The organism is Pseudoflavonifractor hominis (genome assembly GCF_014288125.1).
Lineage (GTDB): Bacteria > Bacillota > Clostridia > Oscillospirales > Oscillospiraceae > Pseudoflavonifractor_A > Pseudoflavonifractor_A gallinarum.
Window position 1 is genome coordinate 55,725 of record NZ_JACOPR010000005.1, and the last position, 20,839, is coordinate 76,563.

The 20,839-nt window shown below is 60.7% G+C and carries 21 protein-coding genes and 1 tRNA gene; 17 read left to right on the forward strand and 5 right to left on the reverse strand.

Features of this window, described 5'->3' with window-relative positions; translation table 11 throughout:
• Positions 1 to 61 precede the first annotated feature (61 nt).
• From H8S34_RS09215 to H8S34_RS09225, 3 genes are all read right to left on the reverse strand, one after another.
• Complete coding sequence (locus H8S34_RS09215; protein ID WP_186963801.1) at positions 62 to 622, reverse strand: flavin reductase family protein; 561 nt, start codon at positions 620 to 622, stop codon at positions 62 to 64.
• A gap of 54 nt (positions 623 to 676) precedes the next feature.
• The gene (locus H8S34_RS09220; RefSeq protein WP_366485827.1) at positions 677 to 2,365 is read right to left on the reverse strand and encodes an ABC-ATPase domain-containing protein; all 1,689 of its coding nucleotides are present in this window, start codon (positions 2,363 to 2,365) and stop codon (positions 677 to 679) included.
• Positions 2,366 to 2,442: 77 nt separating this feature from the next.
• Entirely contained in the window at positions 2,443 to 2,988 is a 546-nt protein-coding gene (locus tag H8S34_RS09225) for a TetR/AcrR family transcriptional regulator (protein ID WP_180956857.1), read from the reverse strand.
• A 140-nt stretch (positions 2,989 to 3,128) separates the two neighbouring features.
• Between H8S34_RS09225 and H8S34_RS09230 the strand changes: the two genes are divergently transcribed.
• Positions 3,129 to 4,016 carry a DegV family protein gene (locus H8S34_RS09230; protein ID WP_186963803.1) on the forward strand — a complete coding sequence of 296 codons (888 nt, stop codon included), beginning with the start codon at positions 3,129 to 3,131 and terminating at the stop codon, positions 4,014 to 4,016.
• Positions 4,017 to 4,141: 125 nt separating this feature from the next.
• On the opposite strand, the gene H8S34_RS09235 is transcribed toward H8S34_RS09230, so the two are convergent.
• Positions 4,142 to 5,299 carry an aldo/keto reductase gene (locus H8S34_RS09235; RefSeq protein ID WP_101693192.1) on the reverse strand — a complete coding sequence of 386 codons (1,158 nt, stop codon included), beginning with the start codon at positions 5,297 to 5,299 and terminating at the stop codon, positions 4,142 to 4,144.
• 142 nt (positions 5,300 to 5,441) lie between these two features.
• Between H8S34_RS09235 and H8S34_RS09240 the strand changes: the two genes are divergently transcribed.
• Positions 5,442 to 5,801, forward strand: coding sequence for a winged helix-turn-helix transcriptional regulator (locus H8S34_RS09240; RefSeq protein WP_101693191.1), 360 nt, complete (start codon positions 5,442 to 5,444; stop codon positions 5,799 to 5,801).
• A gap of 53 nt (positions 5,802 to 5,854) precedes the next feature.
• Positions 5,855 to 6,256, forward strand: coding sequence for a nuclear transport factor 2 family protein (locus H8S34_RS09245; protein WP_186963804.1), 402 nt, complete (start codon positions 5,855 to 5,857; stop codon positions 6,254 to 6,256).
• An 80-nt stretch (positions 6,257 to 6,336) separates the two neighbouring features.
• Here H8S34_RS09245 and H8S34_RS09250 read toward each other — a convergent pair.
• Positions 6,337 to 6,413: transfer RNA gene (locus tag H8S34_RS09250), tRNA-Pro, on the reverse strand.
• A gap of 190 nt (positions 6,414 to 6,603) precedes the next feature.
• Here H8S34_RS09250 and H8S34_RS09255 point away from each other — a divergent pair.
• The 14 genes from H8S34_RS09255 (at position 6,604) to lon (ending at position 20,790) form a co-directional block, all read left to right on the forward strand.
• Positions 6,604 to 7,128, forward strand: a complete 525-nt coding sequence (locus H8S34_RS09255) for a TIGR04002 family protein (RefSeq protein ID WP_101693158.1) — start codon at positions 6,604 to 6,606, stop codon at positions 7,126 to 7,128.
• A 202-nt stretch (positions 7,129 to 7,330) separates the two neighbouring features.
• Entirely contained in the window at positions 7,331 to 8,269 is a 939-nt protein-coding gene (locus tag H8S34_RS09260) for a M23 family metallopeptidase (protein ID WP_366485829.1), read from the forward strand.
• A 66-nt stretch (positions 8,270 to 8,335) separates the two neighbouring features.
• Positions 8,336 to 8,926: a site-2 protease family protein gene (locus H8S34_RS09265; RefSeq protein WP_243207974.1), complete on the forward strand. Its 591-nt coding sequence runs from the start codon at positions 8,336 to 8,338 to the stop codon at positions 8,924 to 8,926.
• An 86-nt stretch (positions 8,927 to 9,012) separates the two neighbouring features.
• Positions 9,013 to 9,354 (forward strand): 50S ribosomal protein L19, encoded by a 342-nt coding sequence (rplS, locus tag H8S34_RS09270; protein WP_101693155.1) that lies wholly within the window; start codon positions 9,013 to 9,015, stop codon positions 9,352 to 9,354.
• Positions 9,355 to 9,560: 206 nt separating this feature from the next.
• Positions 9,561 to 10,454, forward strand: a complete 894-nt coding sequence (gene ylqF / locus H8S34_RS09275) for a ribosome biogenesis GTPase YlqF (protein ID WP_186963805.1) — start codon at positions 9,561 to 9,563, stop codon at positions 10,452 to 10,454.
• The gene (gene rnhB / locus H8S34_RS09280; RefSeq protein ID WP_101693153.1) at positions 10,441 to 11,055 is read left to right on the forward strand and encodes a ribonuclease HII; all 615 of its coding nucleotides are present in this window, start codon (positions 10,441 to 10,443) and stop codon (positions 11,053 to 11,055) included. The genes ylqF and rnhB overlap by 14 nt, the downstream gene beginning before the upstream one ends.
• Positions 11,052 to 11,414 carry a YraN family protein gene (locus tag H8S34_RS09285; RefSeq protein WP_186963806.1) on the forward strand — a complete coding sequence of 121 codons (363 nt, stop codon included), beginning with the start codon at positions 11,052 to 11,054 and terminating at the stop codon, positions 11,412 to 11,414. Before rnhB ends, H8S34_RS09285 begins: the two co-directional genes overlap by 4 nt.
• A 34-nt stretch (positions 11,415 to 11,448) precedes the next feature.
• The gene (locus H8S34_RS09290; protein WP_186963807.1) at positions 11,449 to 12,387 is read left to right on the forward strand and encodes a dipeptidase; all 939 of its coding nucleotides are present in this window, start codon (positions 11,449 to 11,451) and stop codon (positions 12,385 to 12,387) included.
• The gene (gene thrC / locus H8S34_RS09295; protein ID WP_101693150.1) at positions 12,375 to 13,862 is read left to right on the forward strand and encodes a threonine synthase; all 1,488 of its coding nucleotides are present in this window, start codon (positions 12,375 to 12,377) and stop codon (positions 13,860 to 13,862) included. Before H8S34_RS09290 ends, thrC begins: the two co-directional genes overlap by 13 nt.
• A gap of 33 nt (positions 13,863 to 13,895) precedes the next feature.
• On the forward strand, positions 13,896 to 14,582 hold the full coding sequence (locus H8S34_RS09300; RefSeq protein ID WP_101693986.1) for a metallophosphoesterase: 687 nt from the start codon (positions 13,896 to 13,898) through the stop codon (positions 14,580 to 14,582).
• A 147-nt stretch (positions 14,583 to 14,729) separates the two neighbouring features.
• The gene (gene tig, locus H8S34_RS09305; protein WP_101693149.1) at positions 14,730 to 16,133 is read left to right on the forward strand and encodes a trigger factor; all 1,404 of its coding nucleotides are present in this window, start codon (positions 14,730 to 14,732) and stop codon (positions 16,131 to 16,133) included.
• A 165-nt stretch (positions 16,134 to 16,298) separates the two neighbouring features.
• Complete coding sequence (clpP, locus tag H8S34_RS09310; protein WP_186963808.1) at positions 16,299 to 16,886, forward strand: ATP-dependent Clp endopeptidase proteolytic subunit ClpP; 588 nt, start codon at positions 16,299 to 16,301, stop codon at positions 16,884 to 16,886.
• 84 nt (positions 16,887 to 16,970) lie between these two features.
• Positions 16,971 to 18,293, forward strand: a complete 1,323-nt coding sequence (clpX, locus tag H8S34_RS09315) for an ATP-dependent Clp protease ATP-binding subunit ClpX (RefSeq protein WP_186963809.1) — start codon at positions 16,971 to 16,973, stop codon at positions 18,291 to 18,293.
• A 79-nt stretch (positions 18,294 to 18,372) separates the two neighbouring features.
• Positions 18,373 to 20,790, forward strand: a complete 2,418-nt coding sequence (gene lon, locus H8S34_RS09320; protein ID WP_101693146.1) for an endopeptidase La — start codon at positions 18,373 to 18,375, stop codon at positions 20,788 to 20,790.
• Positions 20,791 to 20,839 lie beyond the last annotated feature (49 nt).

Below are 20,839 nucleotides of genomic sequence, written 5' to 3' on the forward strand. Positions count from 1 at the left end.
CTGCTTTGGCGTCTGCGTTTTTTCAGCTGGCAGAAGTTCTCGCTGCCGGCACGGAGGGTGTTTACTTCAGTTTGGCGCCATCCTGGAAGGCGTTGCCCACCTTTTCGCCCATCTTGCGGTAGGCGCTGTGGATGGGGTCAAAGAGAATGGGCTGGAGCTTGTCGGGATCGATGTTCCCGTCCCCATCCAGCACCGACGCATCGGCGCTGACATTGACGATCTCGCCCACCAGACGGCCGCTCTCCGCCTCGTAGCGGACCAGGCGGCACTCCACGGCCATGGGAAGCTCGTCAATGAGCGGAGCATCCACAAATTCCGATTTGGTGGTGTGCCAGCCCGCTTTTTCCGGCTTGTTGGTCACGTGATTGCCCGACGCAACACCCACATAGTCGCAGGCCACGGCCTGCTCCGCGGTGGCCATGCTGACCGTAAAGGCCTTGCGGGAGAGGATGTTGGCGGTGGTCTTATGGCCGGCGCTGATGCACATGGAGAGTTCCGTACTGCCGCTGATGCCGCCCCAGGCTGCGTTCATGGCGTCGGGGGTGCCGTCCTCGCCGTAGGTGGCGAGGATGAACACCGGCTGAGGATAGGTCCAGGGCTTGGCTCCAAAATTCTTGCGCATAACAAAATACCTCCTGTTGTATTGGGTTCCGGCAGTTACTTTGCCGGGCGTGGTTTATGACAGATTCAGGCTCCGGAAGCGGTTGAGACAGGCAAAGATCTCCTGCGTTCTGGGCCGGGCTAGGAAGGGAGGGGCGGTGCGCGTTCCACACAGCGCGGCCAGCCCCTGAGTTTCCATCAGCCGGTCCAGCGCCTCCACGATCTGCCGCAGGGTCCGCCTGCCGTCCATCAGGTGCTTTTGGGCATAGAGCAGACAGTAGCCCAGGGCGGCCGACTGCTCCCCGTCGGCAAGCTGCTCCACATACCGCAGATCGATGGTCTCCCGCTGAATGGACACCCCGTCCCGGCCGAGGGATTTGAGCTTGATCCGGTCGCCGCTGTGGAATTCCGGCGACGGCTTGGGGCAGCGGGCAAAATCCGGCATGGAGGCCGGAGACAGCGGGAAGCGCTCATCGGGAAAGGCCTGGGCCTCCCGCTTGGCAAAGGCGGTAATATCCCGGGGGATATACCGGTCCATCTGGATGATGTGATCCGCCGCGTGGAAATAGGCCCCGGAGCTGCCTGCCACCAGAATGGTGGAGATGCCATGCTGTTGGTACAGCTCCTCAATGCGGTCCAGGAACGGGGTGATGGGCTCCATCTCCCGGCGGACCACCCGCTGCATCAGCTGGTCACGGATCATGAAGTTTGTGGCGCTGGTGTCCTCGTCCATCAGGAGCAGGGAAGCGCCCGCCTCCAGGCTCTCCACCACATTGGCCGCCTGGGAGGTGCTGCCGCTGGCGTCCTCCGTGGTGAAGTGGGAAGTGTCCTTTCCGTTGGGCAGGTCATGGATGAACATGGAGATGTCGGTGCGCTGAATGCTTCTGCCGTCCTCGGCCCGGATCTTCACCGCGGTGTCATCTGTAATTACGAACTCCCGGCCGTCTCCGGCGATATGGGGATAGACACCCAGCTCCAGGGCTTTCAGCAGGGTGGATTTTCCGTGATAGCCGCCGCCCACGATCAGGGTGATCCCTCTTGGGATGCCCATGCCGGAGATGGCACCCCGGTGGGGCAGCTGCAAGGTGACGGAGAGCTCTTTCGGGGCCTGGAAGGGAACCGCCCCCTTCATCGGCAGAGCGGAGACACCCGAGGCCCGGGGGAGGATGCTGCCGTCGGCCACAAAGGCGCACAGGCCCAGTTCAGGCAGCTTTTGCCGGATGTACTGCTGATCTTCTGCCAGATCGGCTATGGCCTGAAAGTGTGCACGGTCCGCGTCATGGTAGAACAGCGCGCCCTTTACACACCGGGGAAGGAGATCGAACAGGATCTTTTCCAGCTCTCTGGCGTTGATGGTACGGCCGTTGGCCGGGAAGCCCACCTCCAGCCGCAGGAGGATGTCGCCGCTCTCGGGAGACAGGGAGCAGGCGGTCCGCTCCAACACCTCCTGTCCGCAGCGGCTGACGGCGATCAGGCCGCTGTGGCCTGAACCTTTCGCCTGGAAAGAGGCCTGGCCGGCCAGCTGTCCAAAGCGGCGGGTCAGCTCATCCTGGAGGGCGATGCGCTGGCAGGGAAGGCGGTAGAGCGCGGCGGGAAAGGCCGCCTGTTTTCCGCGGACGCAGACGCTCAGCTTGGAGGGGGCGGCAAAGGGATCCCCCTGCACGTGGTCGATGGAGAGGGTATAGCCGGGGAACTGATAGACCCCCAGCGTATCCTTGTAGGCCGGATAACCTCTCCGGTCGATTTTGTTCAGTAAGGTTTTCAAATCACTGGAAGTCTGCATGATGTGCTCTTCTCTGTGGTCGGTTGTCAGCAGGTGCGATCTGGGGGCAGCCCGGAGCTTCAGCCGCCTCTGGAAGGGGGCGGTATGCTGGGGATAGCGCGGAAAAAGAACTGGGCCATTTCCTCGGGTGTGGCGGAATCCCGCTCCAGCAGCCACTCCATCGCCGTGTTGCACAGTGCGCCGATGTACATATAGAGCTGGTATTTCTCAATGGAAGAGGAGGGCATGGTTCCCTCAATGCTCTCGTGAAACTGGTTGAGCTCCTCCAGGACCACCGACAGAAAGCCCGAGTGGTACAGGTCCAGGAGATAGGTGCGATAGGCATGGAAATAGCGGAAGCTCAACAGGATGTTTTCATAGGTATAAAAGCTCTCCTGTCCCGGTGAGAGCTTGCTGCGGAAATCATCCAGAACATCCCGGATCAGCATGACCAGCACGTCTTCCTTGGAGCAGTAATTGCGATAGAAGGAGGCGCGGGCCACGCCCGCGCCCTTCACGATCTCGGAGACCGTGATTTCTGAGAGACTCTTTTTTTGCATCAGGGCAAAGAGGGTATCCGTGATCTGTCTCCGCACACGGAGGTTTGCCTCTTTTCGTTTGTCCATGTCCGTCATCCTCCGTGAAGCATATGAGACAAAAAGGGAGAATTTGTCTCACGGGCGGGAATTGATGCTGTCGGGCGAATTGTGATACACTTGTCTCGTATTTTAGCACGAAATTCAGCGATGTCAACGGAGGAACGACCATGGGCAACTACTGTTTGAGCTGCTGTTCCGCAGTGGATCTGACCCCGGAACGTATGAAGCAGCGGGATCTTCACTATGTATGTTTCCGCTATACACTGGACGGTACGGAATATCCGGACGATATGGGGGTCACCATGTCCTCCGAGGAGCTGTTCGACCGCATGCGGAAGGGCGCGGAGACCAAGACCTCGCAGGTGAGCGTAACAGAATACATCCGGCATTTTGAGCCTCTTCTGCGGGAGGGAAAGGACATTCTCCATGTGACCCTCTCTTCCGGGCTGACCGGTACCTATAACTCCGCCTGTCTGGCGAAAGCCGAGCTGGCGGAGCAGTATCCCGAGCGGAAGATCTATATCGTGGATTCGCTGGGTGCTTCCAGCGGGTACGGCCTGCTGATGGAGACGCTGGCCGACCAGCGGGACGCGGGAAAGACGATCGATGAGCTCTATGCCTGGGCAGAGGAGAACAAGCTGCGGCTCCATCACTGGTTCTTCTCCACCGATCTGTCGTTCTATATCCGGGGCGGACGAATCTCCAAAGCGGCAGGACTGGTGGGGACCATGCTGAACATCTGTCCGCTGCTGAATATGGATCAAGAGGGCCATCTGACGCCCCGGGAAAAGATACGCGGAAAGAAACGGGTCCTGAACCGGATCGTGGAGCAGGTGGAACAGCATGCAGAAGGGGGGACGGCTTACCGCGGGAAGTGCTATCTCTGCCACTCCCTGTGTGAGGAGGATGCGCGGGCCGTGGCCGCTCTGGTGAAAGAGCGCTTTCCCCAGATGGATGGAGAGGTAGAGATTTTCCCCATTGGGACCACGATCGGAAGCCATACCGGTCCGGGAACCGTGGCGCTGTTTTTCTGGGGCGACCGGCGCGACAACTGAGTTTGGATGGAGAGAGGCTCTGAAACAGCTGCTCTCTGGAAAAGGCGACCCGCCTGCTATCTCTCATGCAGATAGCAGGCGGGATTTTTCAGTCTGTGCGCACTTGTCCGGCGGACGGGGGAGTGTTACACGCGCTTTTGTCCAAAGACCACGCGGGCCTCCTTCATGTTCTCGCGCACCTTCACGCCAAAGGGACAGTTCGGCTCACACCGGCCGCACATCAGGCAGTCGTCCGCGGTGGCGGACAGGGCCCAATAGTGCTGTGCCACGGTTTCGGGCACGGTATCCTGCTGCTTGGCCAAGTCCAGGAACTTGGTCACGGCAGCAATGTCGATGTGGGCGGGACAGGGCTGGCAGTGGTTGCAGTACATGCAGCGCCCGGTCATGTGGATGGTGCTGCCGGCGCTGAAAATGTGCGCGTAGCTGCGCTCTGCGGCGGGCACCTCATCGTATTTTACCGCTTCCTTTACTTCTTCCACCGTGTGGCAGCCCACGATGACCACCTTCACGCCGTTGCGGTCCAGGCAGTACTGGATGCACTGGGGGACCGTCATGGCGGTGCCGAAGGGAGAACTCTCCGCCTTGAGCAGGGTACCGGCCCCCAGCGGCTTCATCACGGTGATGGCCACACCAGCGGCCTCGCAGGCGGAGTACAGCTTCTGCCGCGCCTCGTCCACCACCAGGCCGCTCTGCGCCATTCCCTTGAATTCCATCAGATCATAGATATCCGTGTCGGCGGCCTCCATGTCATAGGCGGGATTGATGCTGAACATCAGCACGTCGATGAGACCGCTCTCCACGGCCTTCAGGGCGATGTGAGGATTGTGAGAGCTCATGCCAAGATGGCGGACCACGCCGCTGGCCTTCAGCTCCTTGGCGTACTCCATCACCGGGCCTTCAAAGACCGTGCGGAAATCCTCCTCGCTGTCCACATAATGGATCATGCCCACGTCGATGTAGTCGGTCTGGAGGCGCTCCAGCAGATCGGCAAAGGACCGCTTTGTCTTTTCAATGTCCCGGGTACGGGTGTACTGCCCGTCCTCGAATACCGTACACAGATGGCCCTGGATGATAAATGCTTCCCGCCGGCCCTTCAGAGCGATTCCCAGGTTGCTGCGGGTGGGTGCCTGGGGCATGAAGATGTCGATGTAGTTGATGCCGCTCTGCTGCGCGGTATCCACGATCGCGGTACTCTCCTCGGCGGTCAGGCCGTTGAACCATTCGCCGCCCAGACCGATTTCGCTTACCTTCAGGCCGGTGCGGCCCAGCGTTCTGTACTGCATAGATAAACCCCCGTTTGATGCGATCAGGCATTGTAAAATAGTAAAAATACGATATACTTGAATTATATATAGCTGAATGCATAGGTACAAGTACGCACAATATTTTTATCAAGTGAAAAAAAGTTCACTATTGGAGGAGAGTATGGAAAAGATACAGGTCACCTGTGAAATGGAGGTCACGCTGAAAATGATCGGGGGGAAATGCAAGCCCCTGATTTTGGACAGCCTGATCCGCCATGGGACGCAGCGGTTCAGCGAGCTCATGCACCGCATCACCCAGGTATCCCAGCGCACGCTCACCAACCAGCTGCGGGAATTGGAGAGCGACGGGTTGATCCAGCGCACAGTGTACGCCGAGGTGCCGCCCCGGGTGGAGTACTCCATCACACCCAAGGGGAAATCGCTGGAGACCATTCTCAATCTGATGTGTGAATGGGGCGAGAAGAACATCGACGACCGCTTTGAAATGACAAATCCCCAGTGCTCCGGCTACGAGGAATGACCCGCCGGGCACCAGGGAAGGGATAACACAGGATAGAGGGAGCGTGTGCAAGCATGGACATAAGGGACTATTGGAGGGCGGCTCTGGCACAGCAGCCGGAGGCGATGCGAGAATTTTTCCACGAAGATGCTGTAATCAATTGGCATAACACGAACGAGCGGTTTCAGGTGGAGGAGTTCATCCGGGCAAACTGCGAATATCCCGGCAGCTGGGAAGGGGAAATCGAACGAATCGAAGCGAGCGGCGATTTGATCATTACCGTGGTCCATGTATACTCGAGTGATCGAACGGTTTCCTGTCATGCGACCTCTTTCCTGAAGATAGAGGATGATAAGATTGCCCAGATCGACGAGTACTGGGGCGATGATGGAAGTGCTCCGCAGTGGAGGCTGGAGAAGAAAATCGGAACACCGATCAGCGCCTGTTCTGTTCCGGAGGGTCAAACAGGGCCTTGACCGGTTCGTCCATGGCAGCACTGGAATTCAGATTGAATTGATAAAAACAAAAAGGGCAAGTCCTATAAGGACTTGCCCTTTGGTCCGAGTGACTGGATTCGAACCAGCGGCCTCTTGAACCCCATTCAAGCGCGATACCAAACTTCGCCACACCCGGATTTAGCTGTCTCGTCAGACGACTCATATACTATATCACAGATTATTTTATAATGCAAGTGTTTTTTACGTTTTTATCAAAAATTTTTAAAAAGCGTTTTCTGGCGTGGTCCTATCAAAAAAACGGAAACTGGCTCTTTTGAAATGTGCAGGACGCGGTATCATAGAACAAAAGAGGAGGGAAACCGCATATGAAAACCAAGTCACAGAACATAAACCTCAAATATATCGTGGTATCCGGGCTTTTTGCAGCCTGCATTACCATGACGACCGCGTATCTGTTCCACATTCCCTTTCCGGGGGGATACATCCATCTGGGCGATGTGCTGATCTATATGGTCGCCTGTCTGCTCCCGACGCCCTACGCGGCGGCGGCGGCCGCCATTGGAGCGGGGCTGGCGGATCTCCTCACGTATCCGGCCTGGTGCCTGCCAACACTGGTAATCAAGAGCTGCCTGGTGTTCTTTTTTACATCCCGTGCGCCCACCTTCCTGTGTAAGCGCAACTATGTAGGGCTGGTCCTTGCCTCGGTCTTTTCGCCGGCTGCGTACGGACTGTGTGCAGTAGTTCTCTATGGAAGCATACAGAGCTTCTGGCCGCAGTTTGCCGGGACTGCGATCCAGTCTCTGGGAAACGGCGTCATCTTTTTGATCGTGGCCAGAGCGGTCGATATGACACATCTAAAGCAGCAGATGGAAAAGCACGTGCTCACCTGACGAAAGGCATCCCGACTGGGATGCCTTAGGCATATCCGCGTCTCCCCAGGCATACTGTTAGGACAAACAGAATGCAACCTGAGTGGAAAGGGGGGACCGCGGTATGGAGAACACGACCTATCAGGAATGGGTCAGAAGAAGGGCCGGGCGGTCCGGAAGTATACCGTCACACCCATCGGCGCGGCAGAAGAAGCGCCGTGGGGTGGAGTTGGGCGCAAAGGAGCGGCGGAGGCTGATCCAACTGGCCGTCTGTACCATGGCATTTGTGGTCATACTGGTGGGGAAGGGTGTCTTCCCGGAGCGTCTGGTTTCCATGCGGGAGGAACTGGCCCAAATGCTCCATGCGGACACCGATTTTACCGCGGCTTTTTCCAATCTGGGAAGGGCGATTGCGGAGGGGGAGACCGTGACGGAGACCCTGGGCGATTTCTGTACCGAAGTCTTTGGGACCTCTTCTGAGGTGCGCGTGAGCACGTCCTCCACGGCGGTGGATGGGATGTTCTGTACCGCGGAGATCCAGCGGCTGGCGGCGGGGGAGAAGCGCCCTCCGGGCGTCTATCTGGGGGTAGAGGAGGCGCAGACAGCCGCCGATCCGCCGGCTCCCTTTGCCTTTACGGCTGCACAGCAGGCCGAACCGGTCCAGCCGGAACCCACACCGGAGGCGGAGCCGGCGGTGGTGCACATGGAGTACAGCGGACCGACTCTGCCCGATAACGCCACGATGGACAAGTACCGGCTGGACATCGGAGAGACTGCGACACCGGTCCTCGGCTGGGTCTCATCCCCCTTTGGCTGGCGGGAGCATCCGGTGGACGGCGGAGAGAAATTCCACAACGGGGTGGATCTGGCGGTCAATCTGGACACGCCGGTCCTGGCCTTTGCAGCCGGAACCATTGACTATATCGGGGAGAGCCCCATCTACGGTCTGTATCTTCAGATCAACCATGGGAACGGCGTGACCAGCTTCTACGCCCACTGTGACCGGCTGGATGTCCAGCAGGGACAGCAGGTCAAGGCGGGGGAGCAGGTGGCGTTGTCCGGGCAGAGCGGGAATGCCACAGGGCCGCACCTGCATTTTGAGGTGAAGCGGAACCAGGTCCGCCTCAACCCGCTGTACTATATTCAGACGCAGAGCTCTTGATCCATGAGATGGGGCTGTCTGGAGGTGAGCGGGGGATTTCTCCTGCTGGCCGCATTCCTTTATTATATGGATACACAGGGCGTGGTGCTCTGGGGCGCTGCCGCCTGCGCCCTCCATGAAGGGGGGCACTATCTGGCCATCCGCCTGCTGGGCGGCCGGGTCACCGGGCTTCGGCTGACCTGTGTGGGGGCGGAGATGCGCCTCTCCGCCAGTGACCCCAATGGACGCGCGTTCCGCATCCTGACCGCACTGGCCGGCCCGGCCGCCAATCTGGCCGCGGCGGCGGCCATCACCCGCTGGGGCGAGGGCATGGGGGAGGAGCGGTATCTGTTGATCGGGCTGAATCTGAGTCTGGGACTCTTCAATCTTCTGCCCATCGCAGGCCTGGACGGAGGACGCATCCTGCGCACTCTGCTGGAGGGCGGCGCCTGGAAGAGAAGCTGGGGACAGGGGATCTCCCTGGCCCTGGCGCTGGCCCTCGGAGGGGCCGGGATCTGGCTTTTGCTTCAGCGGGGGAATCCGACGCTGCTCCTGACCGCTGGATGGCTCGGCATCCTCTCTCTGCCTGAGCCGGAGCGGGGCGGCGGGAGAGGGAGATTGCGCAGAAAACCCTTGCAATCCCCAAAGAAGTGTGATATACTTCCAAAGTCTGAATAAAGGGTGTTCCTCTGCTGGCGCAGGACGAAGAAAGAGCCTGCGGCAACAACCCGGCAAGAACACCTATAAATGAGGAGGAAATATCCATGGATCTGATGAAGGCTTTTACCGAGAAGCAGATGAAGGCCGAGGCCCCTGTGGCCAATGTGGGCGACACCGTCCGCGTGCACGTTCACATCAAGGAAGGCAACCGCGAGCGTATCCAGGTGTTCGAGGGCACCGTCATTGCCAAGAAGCATGGCGGCATTGAGGAGAGCATCACCGTCCGCCGTATCTCCTACGGTGTTGGCGTGGAGAAGGTGTTCCCCCTGCACGCTCCCTCTGTGGAGAAGATCGAGCTGGTCCGCAAGGGTAAGGTTCGTCGTGCCAAGCTGTACTACCTGCGTGACCGCGTGGGCAAGGCTGCCAAGGTCAAGGAGCGCATCTAATTTTCAGGCATATTTCAGGAGCGAGCTCCTGGAAATTGGGAAAACAGGACGGGAAACCGTCCTGTTTTTTCGTTTTTCGTGAAAAATTGCCGGTCCTGTCGAAGGGTTCAAAATGGATTTCTGAAATAAAAGTCTTTTTTTCTGACGCTATCTTGTGTATAATGATAGAATCGTGATTATGCAAATATACAAAGGGGCTGAACGCCATGAACATACAGTGGTATCCGGGTCATATGACGAAAACACGGCGTATGATCGCGGAGCATCTGAAATATGTGGATCTGGTGGCCGAGGTGGTGGACGCCCGCATTCCAGTCTCCAGCCGCAACCCGGACATTGACGAGCTGGTGGGGAGCAAGCCGCGCATCATCATCCTCAACCGGGCCGACCAGGCCGACCCCGCCCAGAACCGGGCCTGGGGGGATTGGTTCCGTGCCCAGGGCTTCACCGTGCTGGAGACCAGCGCCAAGGACGGGAAGGGCGTCAATCAGTTTTCCACCGCCGCCCGCGCTGCACTGAAGGACAAGCTGGAGCAGTGGAAGGCCAAGGGGCAGGTGGGGCGTCCCATCCGCGCTATGATCGTGGGGGTGCCCAACGTGGGCAAGTCCACCTTCATCAACCAGGTGGCCAAGCGCAAATCGGCCAAGGCGGGGGACCGGCCCGGCGTCACCCGGGGCAAGCAGTGGGTGTCGGTGGACGCCTCTCTGGATCTGCTGGACACGCCCGGCATCCTCTGGCCCAAGTTTGAGGACCAGTCCATCGGGCTGAATCTGGCCTTTACCGGCGCAGTGAAGGATGAGATCATGGATGTGGAGACTCTGGCCTGCCATTTCATGGACCTGCTCAACCGCCGCTATCCGGAGGCACTGGGACGGTATAAGATCGAGGCCGATCCCGAAGCCCAGGGGTGGGAGCTGCTGGAGCGGGCCGCCCGCAAGCGGGGCTTCCTCATCTCCGGCGGAGAGCCGGACACGGAGCGGATGTCCAAGATCCTGCTGGACGAGTACCGGGGCGGTAAGCTGGGGCGTTTTACCCTGGAGACTCCGGAGGATGTCCGGCGGGAGGAGACCGAAACGGAGGCGCCCCGTGGAGAAGATTGATTTCTGGCAGTATGAGCGGGAGGCGTGGGCGGAAGGCTATGCCGCGGTGTGCGGCTGCGACGAGGCCGGCGCGGGACCGCTGGCCGGTCCGGTCTACGCTGCGGCGGTGATCCTGCCTCCGGGCGTGGAGCTGGACGGGCTCAACGACTCCAAAAAGCTCACGCCGAAAAAGCGGGACATCCTCTTTGATGCGATCCGGGAGCAGGCATCGGCCTGGGCGGTGGCCTGGGTGGATGCCTCGGAGATCGATGAGACCGATATTCTGAGCGCCCGGATGAAGGCCATGCAGATGGCCATTGACCGCCTGGACAGGGCGGCGGACTTTGCCCTCATCGACGGCAACCGGGACAAGGGGAAGAGCGCCGCCATCACCACCCCCCATCGGACCATCGTCCAGGGGGACGGACACAGCGCCAGCATCGCCGCGGCCTCCATTCTGGCCAAGGTCAGCCGGGACCGCTGGATGGAAGAGGCGGCCAAGACCTATCCCCAGTATGAGTTTGAGCGCCACAAGGGGTACGGCACCAAGCGGCACTATGAGCTGCTGCGGCTGTATGGACCCAGTCCCATCCACCGCCGGACCTTTCTGAAGCGCCTGTGAGCGGCAGAAGGGCAGAGGAACGGGGGCGCTGGGGCGAGGAACAGGTGGAGCGGGAGCTGCAGCGGCGCGGATATATCATCCGGGCGCGGCGTTACCGCAGCCGGTATGGGGAGATCGATCTCATCGCGGAGAACGAGGCCTTCCTGGCCTTTGTGGAGGTCAAGTTCCGAAGCTCTTGTGCATATGGCTCCGGTCTGGAGGCGGTGGACGCGCGCAAGCAGTGCCGCCTGCGCCAGACGGCGGAGCTCTACCTGAGCGCCAATCCCACCGAAAAGCAGCCCCGCTTTGATGTGGCGGAGGTTTGCCTGGCGGAGGAAGCGGGCAGGGTGACCATTACATACATCGAAAATGCGTTTTAAGCGGGGGAACCGCTGAGAGAAGGAGGTAAGCAGAATGGATCTGTTTGACGGACACTGCGATACCATGACCCGGTGCTACCGTTACGGATACGGCGTTCGGGAGAATTTTGGGAATCAGGACCTGAAGCGGGCGGAGTATATCGGGAAGTGGGGACAGTTTTTTGCCCTCTTTGCCGATGAAGTCCTCAAGCCGGGGGTCACCCGACGGGACGTGTTCCGGGCCGAGTACGCCATTTTCCAGCGGGAGATGGAGCTCAACCGGGATGTGATCGTCCAGTGCCGGACCGGGGAAGAGGCCAAGGCGGCATTTGCCGCGGGCAAGCGGGCGGCCTTCCTCTCCATCGAGGGGGCGGATCTCATCGACTGCACCCTGGAGGGCCTCCAGGAGGCCTGGGAGATGGGGGTGCGGGCCATCAACCCCGTGTGGAATGCGGCCAACATCCTGTGCGGCACCACCGAGGACGAGACCGACAAGGGGCTCACCCCTGAGGGCAAGGCCTTTGTCAAGCGGATGACCGAGCTGCACATGCTGGTGGATGTGTCCCACATGTCCGATCCGGGCTTCTGGGATGTGGCCGAGATCGTGGAGGGGCCCTTTATGGCCAGCCATTCCTGCGCCCGCGCCCTGTGCGACCAGCCCCGCAACCTCACCGACGACATGTTCCGGGAGATCATGCGGCACAACGGCGTAGCCGGAATCAATATGTACCGCACCTTCCTGGGCGAGCCCACCACCGTGGATACCGTGGTGGAGCACATCGAGCATTTCCTCTCTCTGGGCGGCGAGAAGAACATCTGCATGGGCGGAGATCTGGACGGCTGCTATGACGAGATGCCCGACGGGATCGACGGCATCCAGGACATGGGCAAGATCTATGACCGGATGCTTCAGCGCAACTATAAAGAAGAACTGGTACATGCCATCTTCTTTGACAATATGATGAGGGTCGTGAACGAAGTATGTACTATGTAAGCACACGAAACAAAGGAATGAAAAAGCTGGCCGCGGAGGCCATCGCCCAGGGCCTGTCCCGGGATGGAGGCCTCTTCACCCCGGAGGTCTTCCCCAAGCTCTCGCCCAACGCGCTGGAGACCATGCGGGAGATGTCCTACCAGCAGCGGGCCGTCTATGTGATGAAGCCCTTCCTGGACGACTTCACCGTCTCGGAGCTGACGGCCTATGCCAAGCGGGCTTATGGGGACAATAAGTTCGACGTCAAGGAGGTCGCCCCGGTCCGGCAGGTGGACGACACCACCTACTGCCTGGAGCTGTGGCACGGCCCCACCTGTGCCTTTAAGGATATGGCGCTCCAGATGCTGCCCCACCTGCTCACCGGCTCTCTGAGCAAGAACGCGGAGGACAAGACGGCCTGCATTCTGGTGGCCACCTCGGGCGACACCGGAAAGGCCGCGCTGGAGGGCTTCCGGGATGTGGACAAGACCCGCATCCTGGTGTTCTATCCCAAGGACGGCGTGTCCGACATCCAGGAGCTCCAGATGCTCACCCAGCAGGGAGAGAACGTGGGGATCTGCGCGGTGGAGGGCAACTTTGACGATGCCCAGAGCGGCGTCAAGCGCCTCTTCTCCGATGAGAAGCTGCGGGATGTCCTGGCGGAGCGGGGCTATTTCTTCTCCTCGGCCAACTCCATCAACTGGGGCCGGGTCCTGCCTCAGATCGTCTACTATGTCTCGGCCTACTGCGACCTGCTGCGGGACGAGAAGATCCAGCGGGGGGAGAAGGTCAACGTCTGCGTGCCCACCGGCAACTTCGGCGACATCCTGGCCGCCTACTACGCCCGGGAGATGGGCGTGCCCATCGGCAAGCTGATCTGCGCCTCCAACCAGAACAAGGTGCTCACCGACTTCATCCGCACCGGCATCTATGACCGGAACCGGACCTTCTACAATACCATCTCGCCCTCCATGGACATCCTGATTTCCTCCAATCTGGAGCGGATGATCTTTGAGTTTGCCGAGCGCAGCGACGGGGAAGTGCGCAGCTATATGACCCAGCTGGCCAACCAGGGCCGCTACGAGGTCAGTGACTCGGTCCGCGCCCGGTTCCAGCAGAATTTCGCGGCCGGGTTCTGCGATGACGCCCAGACCAAGGAGACCATCGCCAAGCTGTGGAACGAGAACCACTACCTGGTGGATCCCCACAGCGCCGTGGCCTTCCACGTGCTGGAGGAGTACCGCCGTGAGAGCGGGGACGAGACCCCCACCATCGTGGTCTCCACCGCCAGCCCCTTCAAGTTCTGCGCCGATGTGCTGGAAGCCCTGGGGGAGAAGGAGATCGCCCAGGGTACCGCGGTCATCGACCAGCTGACCGAGAAGACGGGCGTTCCGGCCCCTGCGCCTCTGGCTGCCCTGAAGCACTTCAAGCCCCGGGACGCCAAGGTCACGGCCAAGGAGGCCATGGAGACGGCGGTACTGGATTTTCTGAAATAATGCGCCACGGAGCGCTGGAAGGTTGGTGTGCGCGTGGCGCTGTATGCACTGGGAGACACCCATCTGTCTCTCGCTGTCAATAAGCCCATGGACGTATTCGGCGGTGCGTGGAGCGGCTATGTGGAGAAGCTCCGGGAGGGGCTGAGCGTTCTGACGAGCCAGGATACCCTGGTCCTGTGCGGCGATATCTCCTGGGGGATGAGTCTGGAGCAGGCGGAGCGGGACTTTGCCTTTCTGGAGTCCTACCCGGGCCGCAAGCTGATCCTCAAGGGCAACCACGACTACTGGTGGAACACCGCCTCAAAGATGGAGCGGTTCTGGGCCGAGCGGGGATTTCAAAGCCTGCACGTCCTTCACAACAACTGCTACGAGTACGGGCCCTATGCCCTGTGCGGGACCCGGGGATGGTTCTATGAGGAGGACGAGGGAGGACACAACGACAAGGTGTTCCGGCGGGAGCTGATCCGGCTGGAGGCCTCCCTAAAAGCGGCCGGAGAGCGGAAAAAGCTGTGTTTTCTGCACTATCCGCCCCGGTATCATGGCTATCTGTGCGCGGAGATCATCGCCCTTCTGGAGCAGTACGGCGTGGAACAGTGCTTCTACGGGCACCTCCACGGCGGGAGCCACCGACTGGCCATTGAGGGGCCCAGCGGGGGTGTGGACTACCATCTGGTGGCGGCGGATTATCTGCAATTTCGGCCCTACCGCATCTGCGACTGAGATCGATTTGGCGTGAGACGGAAATATTTTTGTAAAAAGTCTGGAAATCCATCTGGTTTTCTGGTACAATTACACGGATAATGCAACAAAGGCTACCGGCGGCCGGTTGATCGGGCCGTTCGGAACCGATAGGAGGAAGTAAACAACATGAATGTCAAGAGCGTTGAAAAGCAGGAAAAGAGCATTGTCGAGCTGGTCATCGAGGTGAGCGGCGAGGAGTTTGAGGCCGCCATCGAGAAGGTCTACAAGAAGCAGCGCAGCAAGATCAGCGTGCCCGGCTTCCGGAAGGGCAAGGCCCCCCGTAAGATCATCGAGGGTATGTACGGCTCCGGCGTGTTCTATGAAGATGCCATCAACGAGATCTATCCCGAGGCTTACAGCCAGGCTGTGGAGCAGGAGAAGCTGGACGTCGTGGCCTGGCCCCAGGTCGAGATCCAGGAAGTGGGCAAGGACGGCTTCACCTTCAAGGCGAAGGTCACCGTGCGTCCCGAGGTCAAGCTGGGCGAGTACAAGGGCCTGACCGCTGAGCGGGAAGAGGTCACTGTCACCGACGAGGACCTGGACAACGAGCTCAAGCCCTACATCAACCGCGCCACCCGCGCCGTGACCGTGGAGCGCGAGGCCAAGCTGGGCGACACCGTGGTCATCGACTTCGAGGGCTTCAAGGACGACGTGGCCTTTGAGGGCGGCAAGGCTGAGGGCTTCAGCCTGGAGCTGGGCTCCGGCACCTTCATCCCCGGCTTCGAGGATCAGCTGGTGGGCACCAAGGCCGGCGACGAGAAGGATCTGAACGTGACCTTCCCCGAGGATTATCAGGCCGAGGAGCTGGCCGGCGCCCCCGTGGTGTTCAAGGTCAAGGTCCACGAGGTCAAGGAGAAGCAGCTCCCCACCGTGGACGACGAGTTCGCTAAGGACGTGTCCGAGTTTGAGACCCTGGCCGATCTGAAGAAGGACCTGGGCGACAAGCTGAAGGCCCGCCGTGAGGATGCCGCTCAGCATGCCTTTGAGAACGCCCTGATCGAGCAGGTCGTGGAGAACATGGAGGTCGAGATCCCCGAGGCCATGGTGGACGCCGAGGCCGAGAAGCTGGTCAACAACTATGCCCAGCGCGTGACCTCTCAGGGCATCCCCTTCGACCAGTACCTGGCCATGATGGGCATGACCATGGAGCAGATGAAGGAGCAGGCCAAGGAGAGCGCCCTCAAGCAGGTCCAGAGCGATCTGGCCCTGGGCGCCATCGTGGACGCCGAGAAGATCGAGGTCACCGACGAGGAGGTCGAGGCCGAGATCAAGCGTCTGGCTGAGCAGTACAACATGACCGAGGAGCAGCTCAAGAAGGTCCTGATCGTGGAGGACCTCAAGCGCGATCTGTGCCGTCAGAAGGCCGCTCACGTCGTGTTCGACAGCGCCAAGACCGGCAAGGCTCCCGCCAAGAAGAAGACCACCAAGAAGAAGGCGGACGCGGAGACCGAGGGCGAGGAGAAGCCCAAGCGTACCCGCAAGACCACCAAGAAGGACGAGGAGAAGTCTGAGGAGAAGACCGAGGGCTAATTCGCTCCGTTCGGGACTCAGGAGGCGGCAGGTTCCGCCTCCTGAACTGCCCCGTTTTTGGTATAATCCGCCAGCGCGCGGGTATACTCTGTGTGTGAGTGCCCGCCGGCCGCGGAGAGGATGGTCGGGCGCGCCCCGACTTGAACAAAAAAGGAGTACCAAAACATGAGTTTAGTTCCCTATGTAGTGGAGCAGACCAACCGTGGCGAGCGGTCGTATGATATTTTTTCCCGTTTGCTGAACGACCGCATCATTTTCCTGGGCGAGGAAGTCAACGCCACAACGGCCAGCCTGGTCGTGGCCCAGATGCTCTATCTGGAGGCCCAGGACCCGGACAAGGATATCCAGTTTTACATCAACAGCCCCGGCGGCTCGGTCACCGACGGCATGGCGATCTACGACACGATGCAGTATGTCAAGTGCGACGTGTCCACCATCTGCATCGGCATGGCCGCCAGCATGGGAGCGTTCCTGCTCTCCTCCGGGGCCAAGGGCAAGCGCTTTGCCCTGCCCAATGCGGAGATCATGATCCACCAGCCTCTCGGCGGCGCCAAGGGGCAGGCTTCGGACATCAAGATCCACGCCGACTGGATCCTGAAGACCCGCGACAAGCTCAACCAGATCCTGGCCCGCAATACGGGCAAGAGTGTGGAGGAGATCGCGCGGGATACCGAGCGGGATAACTTTATGTCTGCCGACGAGGCTCTGGCCTACGGTCTGGTGGACAAAGTGATTACCAACGGCAACAAGTAACGCGGGGGAGCGGGAGATCAAGTCGCCCGCTCCTCTTTCCACATCTTTGAATCGGGCAGAGTTGCCTGTGACTGAGGTAACATTATGGCAAAAAACGACGAACACAAGTCGGTACGCTGTTCCTTCTGCGGCAAGCATCAGGAGCAGGTCAACCGCATTATCGCGGGCCCGGGCGCTTATATCTGCAATGAGTGCGTGCATCTGTGCATGAGTATTCTGGATGACGCCTACGACCCCGAGGAATCCCAGGACGAACAGCTGGATATTCCCGACGTCATTCCCACGCCCCGGGAGATCCGGACGGTCCTGGACCAGTATATCATCGGCCAGGAGGCCGCCAAGGTGGCCCTCTCGGTGGCGGTCTACAACCACTATAAGCGCATCTACTTCGGCGGCGGGGAGGACGTGGAGCTCCAGAAGAGCAACATCCTTCTGATCGGTCCCACCGGCAGCGGCAAGACCCTCTTTGCCCAGACCCTGGCCCGCATCCTGAAGGTGCCCTTCGCCATCGCGGACGCCACCACCCTCACGGAGGCCGGCTATGTGGGCGACGACGTGGAGAACATCCTCCTGCGCCTGGTGCAGGCGGCCGATTTCGACATCGAGCTGGCCGAGCGGGGCATCATCTACGTGGATGAGATCGACAAGATCGCCCGCAAGAGCGAGAACACCTCCATCACCCGGGATGTGTCGGGCGAGGGTGTGCAGCAGGCGCTGCTGAAGATCCTGGAGGGCACGGTGGCCAATGTTCCTCCCCAGGGCGGACGCAAGCACCCCCATCAGGAGTTCATCCAGATCAACACCAAGAACATTCTTTTTATCTGCGGCGGCGCGTTCGACGGTATCGAGAAGATCATCGAGCAGCGGCTGGATAAGAAGAGCATCGGCTTCGGCGCCAAAATCGAGAGCAAGAAGGAGCGGGATACCTCCGCGATCTACAAGGAGATCCAGCCTCACGATCTGCTCAAATTCGGTATCATTCCGGAGCTGGTGGGCCGTCTGCCGGTCATCACGGCGCTCCAGGCCCTGAACAAGGAGCAGCTGGTACAGATCCTGACCGAGCCCAAGAACGCTCTGGTCAAGCAGTACCAGAAGCTGCTGGAGTATGATATGGTGGACCTGGAGTTCCAGCCGGAGGCGCTGGAGGCGGCGGCGGACAAGGCCATTGCCCGCGGCATCGGCGCCCGTGGCCTGCGTGCGGTGCTGGAGGAGGTCATGACCCAGGTCATGTACGACGTGCCGTCCGACCCCACCATCGCAAAGGTGACCATCACCGCCGAGAGTGTGCGGGACCATGTCCCGCCTGCGGTGGAGCATGACCCCGAGCGGACGGAGCGTCCCCGGCTGGGCAGCGCGGAGCTCCGGGCGGAGCAGGGAGGCGCCCCCGCCCACGGAAATGTTTCTTAAACAGACGGACAGCGGGGCGAGGGAAATTCTCTCGCCCCGTTATGCATATTGCTGTCTTCCAGAAAGGAAGTGAATGATCATGAGTGAACAGGAGAAAGAGATTCAGACCGTGACGCTGCCGGCGCTGGCGCTGCGCGGCATGACGGTATTTCCCAATATGATGCTGCACTTTGACGTGGGACGTGAGATCTCCGTCAAGGCGCTGGACGAGTCGATGACCAGCGGAACGCCCATCTTCCTGGTGGCCCAGCGGGACATCGCGGTGGAGTCCCCCAAGGAGAAGGATCTGTGCCGGATCGGCACCATCTGCAATGTCCGGCAGATCCTCCGCCTGCCGGGCGACAACGTCCGTGTCATGGTGGAGGGCGCAGCCCGGGGCCGGATGCACCGGCTGACCCAGCTGACCCCCTATCTGGCCGCGGAGGTGGAAGAGATCGTACCGGAGGAGCCGGTGCGTGGTTCCGCCAAGACCGAGGCCCTGATCCGGCAGACCTATGAGCTCTTCGAGCGCTATGTGGAGCTGGCCCCCAAAATGACCCCCGATCTGCTGCTCAACCTGATCTCCAGCGAGGACCCGGGCTACATCGCCGACTACATCGCACAGAACATCGTTATGCGTACCGGGGACAAGCAGTCCATCCTGGAGGAGCTGCGGCCGGTCCGCCGGCTGGAGAAGCTCTTCCGGCAGCTGCGCCAGGAGCTGGAGGTGCTGGAGCTGGAGCTGGACATGCAGAACCGGGTCCGGGAGGGCATGAACCGCAACCAGAGAGACTACTACCTGAGGGAGCAGCTCAAGGTCATCCAGCAGGAGCTGGGCGAGGGCGAGGCCGGAGGAGACAGCGAGATCGCCGAGTACCGCCAGGCCATCGAGAAGGCAAAGCTGCCGGAAGAGGTGAGCCAGAAGCTCCTGAAAGAGGTCAGCCGGCTGGAAAAGCAGCCCTTTGGCTCGGCAGAGGCCACCGTCCTGCGGAACTATCTGGACGTGTGCTTAGAGCTTCCCTGGAACAAAAAGACCAAGGAGCGGGCCGATGTGGAGGCCGTGCGCAAGGCGCTGGACAATGACCACTACGGCCTGGAGAAGGTCAAGGAGCGCATCCTGGAGTTTGTGGCCGTCAAGCAGCTGGCCCCCGATCTGAAGGGGCAGATCATCTGCCTGGTAGGCCCGCCCGGCGTGGGCAAGACCTCCATCGCCATGTCCATGGCCAAGGCCATGAACCGGAAGCTGGCCCGGATCTCGCTGGGCGGCGTCCACGATGAGGCCGAGATCCGAGGACACCGGAAGACGTACATCGGCGCCATGCCCGGGCGCATCATCGCCGGCATCCGGCAGGCGGGCAGCTCCAATCCGCTGCTGCTGCTGGATGAGATCGACAAGCTGGGTTCCGACCACCGGGGCGACCCGGCCGATGCCCTGCTGGAAGTGCTGGACGGGGAGCAGAACAGCACCTTCCGGGACCATTTCCTGGAGGTGCCCTACGACCTGTCCGACGTCCTCTTCATCACCACGGCCAACACGCTGGACACCATCCCGCGGCCCCTGCTGGACCGGATGGAAGTGATCGAGCTGTCCAGCTACACCGACGAGGAGAAGCTCCAGATCGCCAAGCGACACCTGCTCCCTAAGGAGCTCAAGCGCCATGGACTGAAGAAGAGCCAGCTCAAGCTCACCGACGGCGCCCTGCGGGAGATCATTACCGGCTATACCAAGGAGTCGGGCGTGCGTATCCTGGAGCGGAAGCTGGGTGCTGTGTGCCGAAAGGTCGCAATGCGTGTCGTATCAGACGGTGTAAAGTCTGTTAGCATTACAGGAGACAATGTGGAGGAGTTCCTGGGTATCCGCCGCTATCACCCGGAGCGCCTGCCCAGAACCGAGCAGGTGGGCGTGGTCAACGGCCTGGCCTGGACCAGTGTGGGCGGCGAGCTGCTGGAGGTGGAGGTCAATGTGGTCCCCGGCTCCGGCAAGCTGGAGCTGACCGGCAACCTGGGCGACGTGATGAAGGAGTCCGCCCATGCGGCCTACTCCTACATCCGTAGCCGTGCGGACCGCCTGGGCATCGAGGCCGACTTCTACCAGAAGAAGGACATCCATGTCCACTTCCCGGAGGGGGCGGTACCCAAGGACGGCCCCTCGGCGGGCATTGCCATTACCACTGCCATGGTCTCGGCCCTGACCAACACACCGGTGCGGCGGGAGCTGGCTATGACCGGCGAGGTGACGCTGCGGGGCCGGGTGCTGGCCATCGGCGGCCTGAAGGAGAAGACCATGGCTGCTCTGCGCAACGGCATCCGTACGGTGATCCTGCCGGCAGAGAACGAGAAGGATCTGGAGGAGATCGACCAGACCGTGCGCGCCGCGCTGCACTTCCTGCCGGTAGAGCAGGTGGATGCGGTGCTGGCCTACGCCCTGGGGCTGGACGTCACACAGGGGGCCGGGCAGCTGCCGGAGGCCCCGGCGGAGGCGGCCCCGGCCGCGGGTGGAATCTCCATCCATCAGTAAACAGACGGTTCCCCGCCGGAGCATGCTCCGGCGGGGAACACGAGAAAGG

Bases quoted from the DNA above. Each gene is read 5' to 3' on its own strand.
- H8S34_RS09215 (WP_186963801.1), bottom strand. From the start codon at position 622: ATGCGCAAGAATTTTGGAGCCAAGCCCTGGACCTATCCTCAGCCGGTG.
- H8S34_RS09225 (WP_180956857.1), bottom strand. From the start codon at position 2,988: ATGGACAAACGAAAAGAGGCAAACCTCCGTGTGCGGAGACAGATCACG.
- H8S34_RS09230 (WP_186963803.1), top strand. From the start codon at position 3,129: ATGGGCAACTACTGTTTGAGCTGCTGTTCCGCAGTGGATCTGACCCCG.
- H8S34_RS09235 (WP_101693192.1), bottom strand. From the start codon at position 5,299: ATGCAGTACAGAACGCTGGGCCGCACCGGCCTGAAGGTAAGCGAAATC.
- H8S34_RS09240 (WP_101693191.1), top strand. From the start codon at position 5,442: ATGGAAAAGATACAGGTCACCTGTGAAATGGAGGTCACGCTGAAAATG.
- H8S34_RS09245 (WP_186963804.1), top strand. From the start codon at position 5,855: ATGGACATAAGGGACTATTGGAGGGCGGCTCTGGCACAGCAGCCGGAG.
- H8S34_RS09255 (WP_101693158.1), top strand. From the start codon at position 6,604: ATGAAAACCAAGTCACAGAACATAAACCTCAAATATATCGTGGTATCC.
- H8S34_RS09265 (WP_243207974.1), top strand. From the start codon at position 8,336: ATGGATACACAGGGCGTGGTGCTCTGGGGCGCTGCCGCCTGCGCCCTC.
- rplS (WP_101693155.1), top strand. From the start codon at position 9,013: ATGGATCTGATGAAGGCTTTTACCGAGAAGCAGATGAAGGCCGAGGCC.
- ylqF (WP_186963805.1), top strand. From the start codon at position 9,561: ATGAACATACAGTGGTATCCGGGTCATATGACGAAAACACGGCGTATG.
- H8S34_RS09290 (WP_186963807.1), top strand. From the start codon at position 11,449: ATGGATCTGTTTGACGGACACTGCGATACCATGACCCGGTGCTACCGT.
- thrC (WP_101693150.1), top strand. From the start codon at position 12,375: ATGTACTATGTAAGCACACGAAACAAAGGAATGAAAAAGCTGGCCGCG.
- tig (WP_101693149.1), top strand. From the start codon at position 14,730: ATGAATGTCAAGAGCGTTGAAAAGCAGGAAAAGAGCATTGTCGAGCTG.
- clpP (WP_186963808.1), top strand. From the start codon at position 16,299: ATGAGTTTAGTTCCCTATGTAGTGGAGCAGACCAACCGTGGCGAGCGG.
- clpX (WP_186963809.1), top strand. From the start codon at position 16,971: ATGGCAAAAAACGACGAACACAAGTCGGTACGCTGTTCCTTCTGCGGC.
- lon (WP_101693146.1), top strand. From the start codon at position 18,373: ATGAGTGAACAGGAGAAAGAGATTCAGACCGTGACGCTGCCGGCGCTG.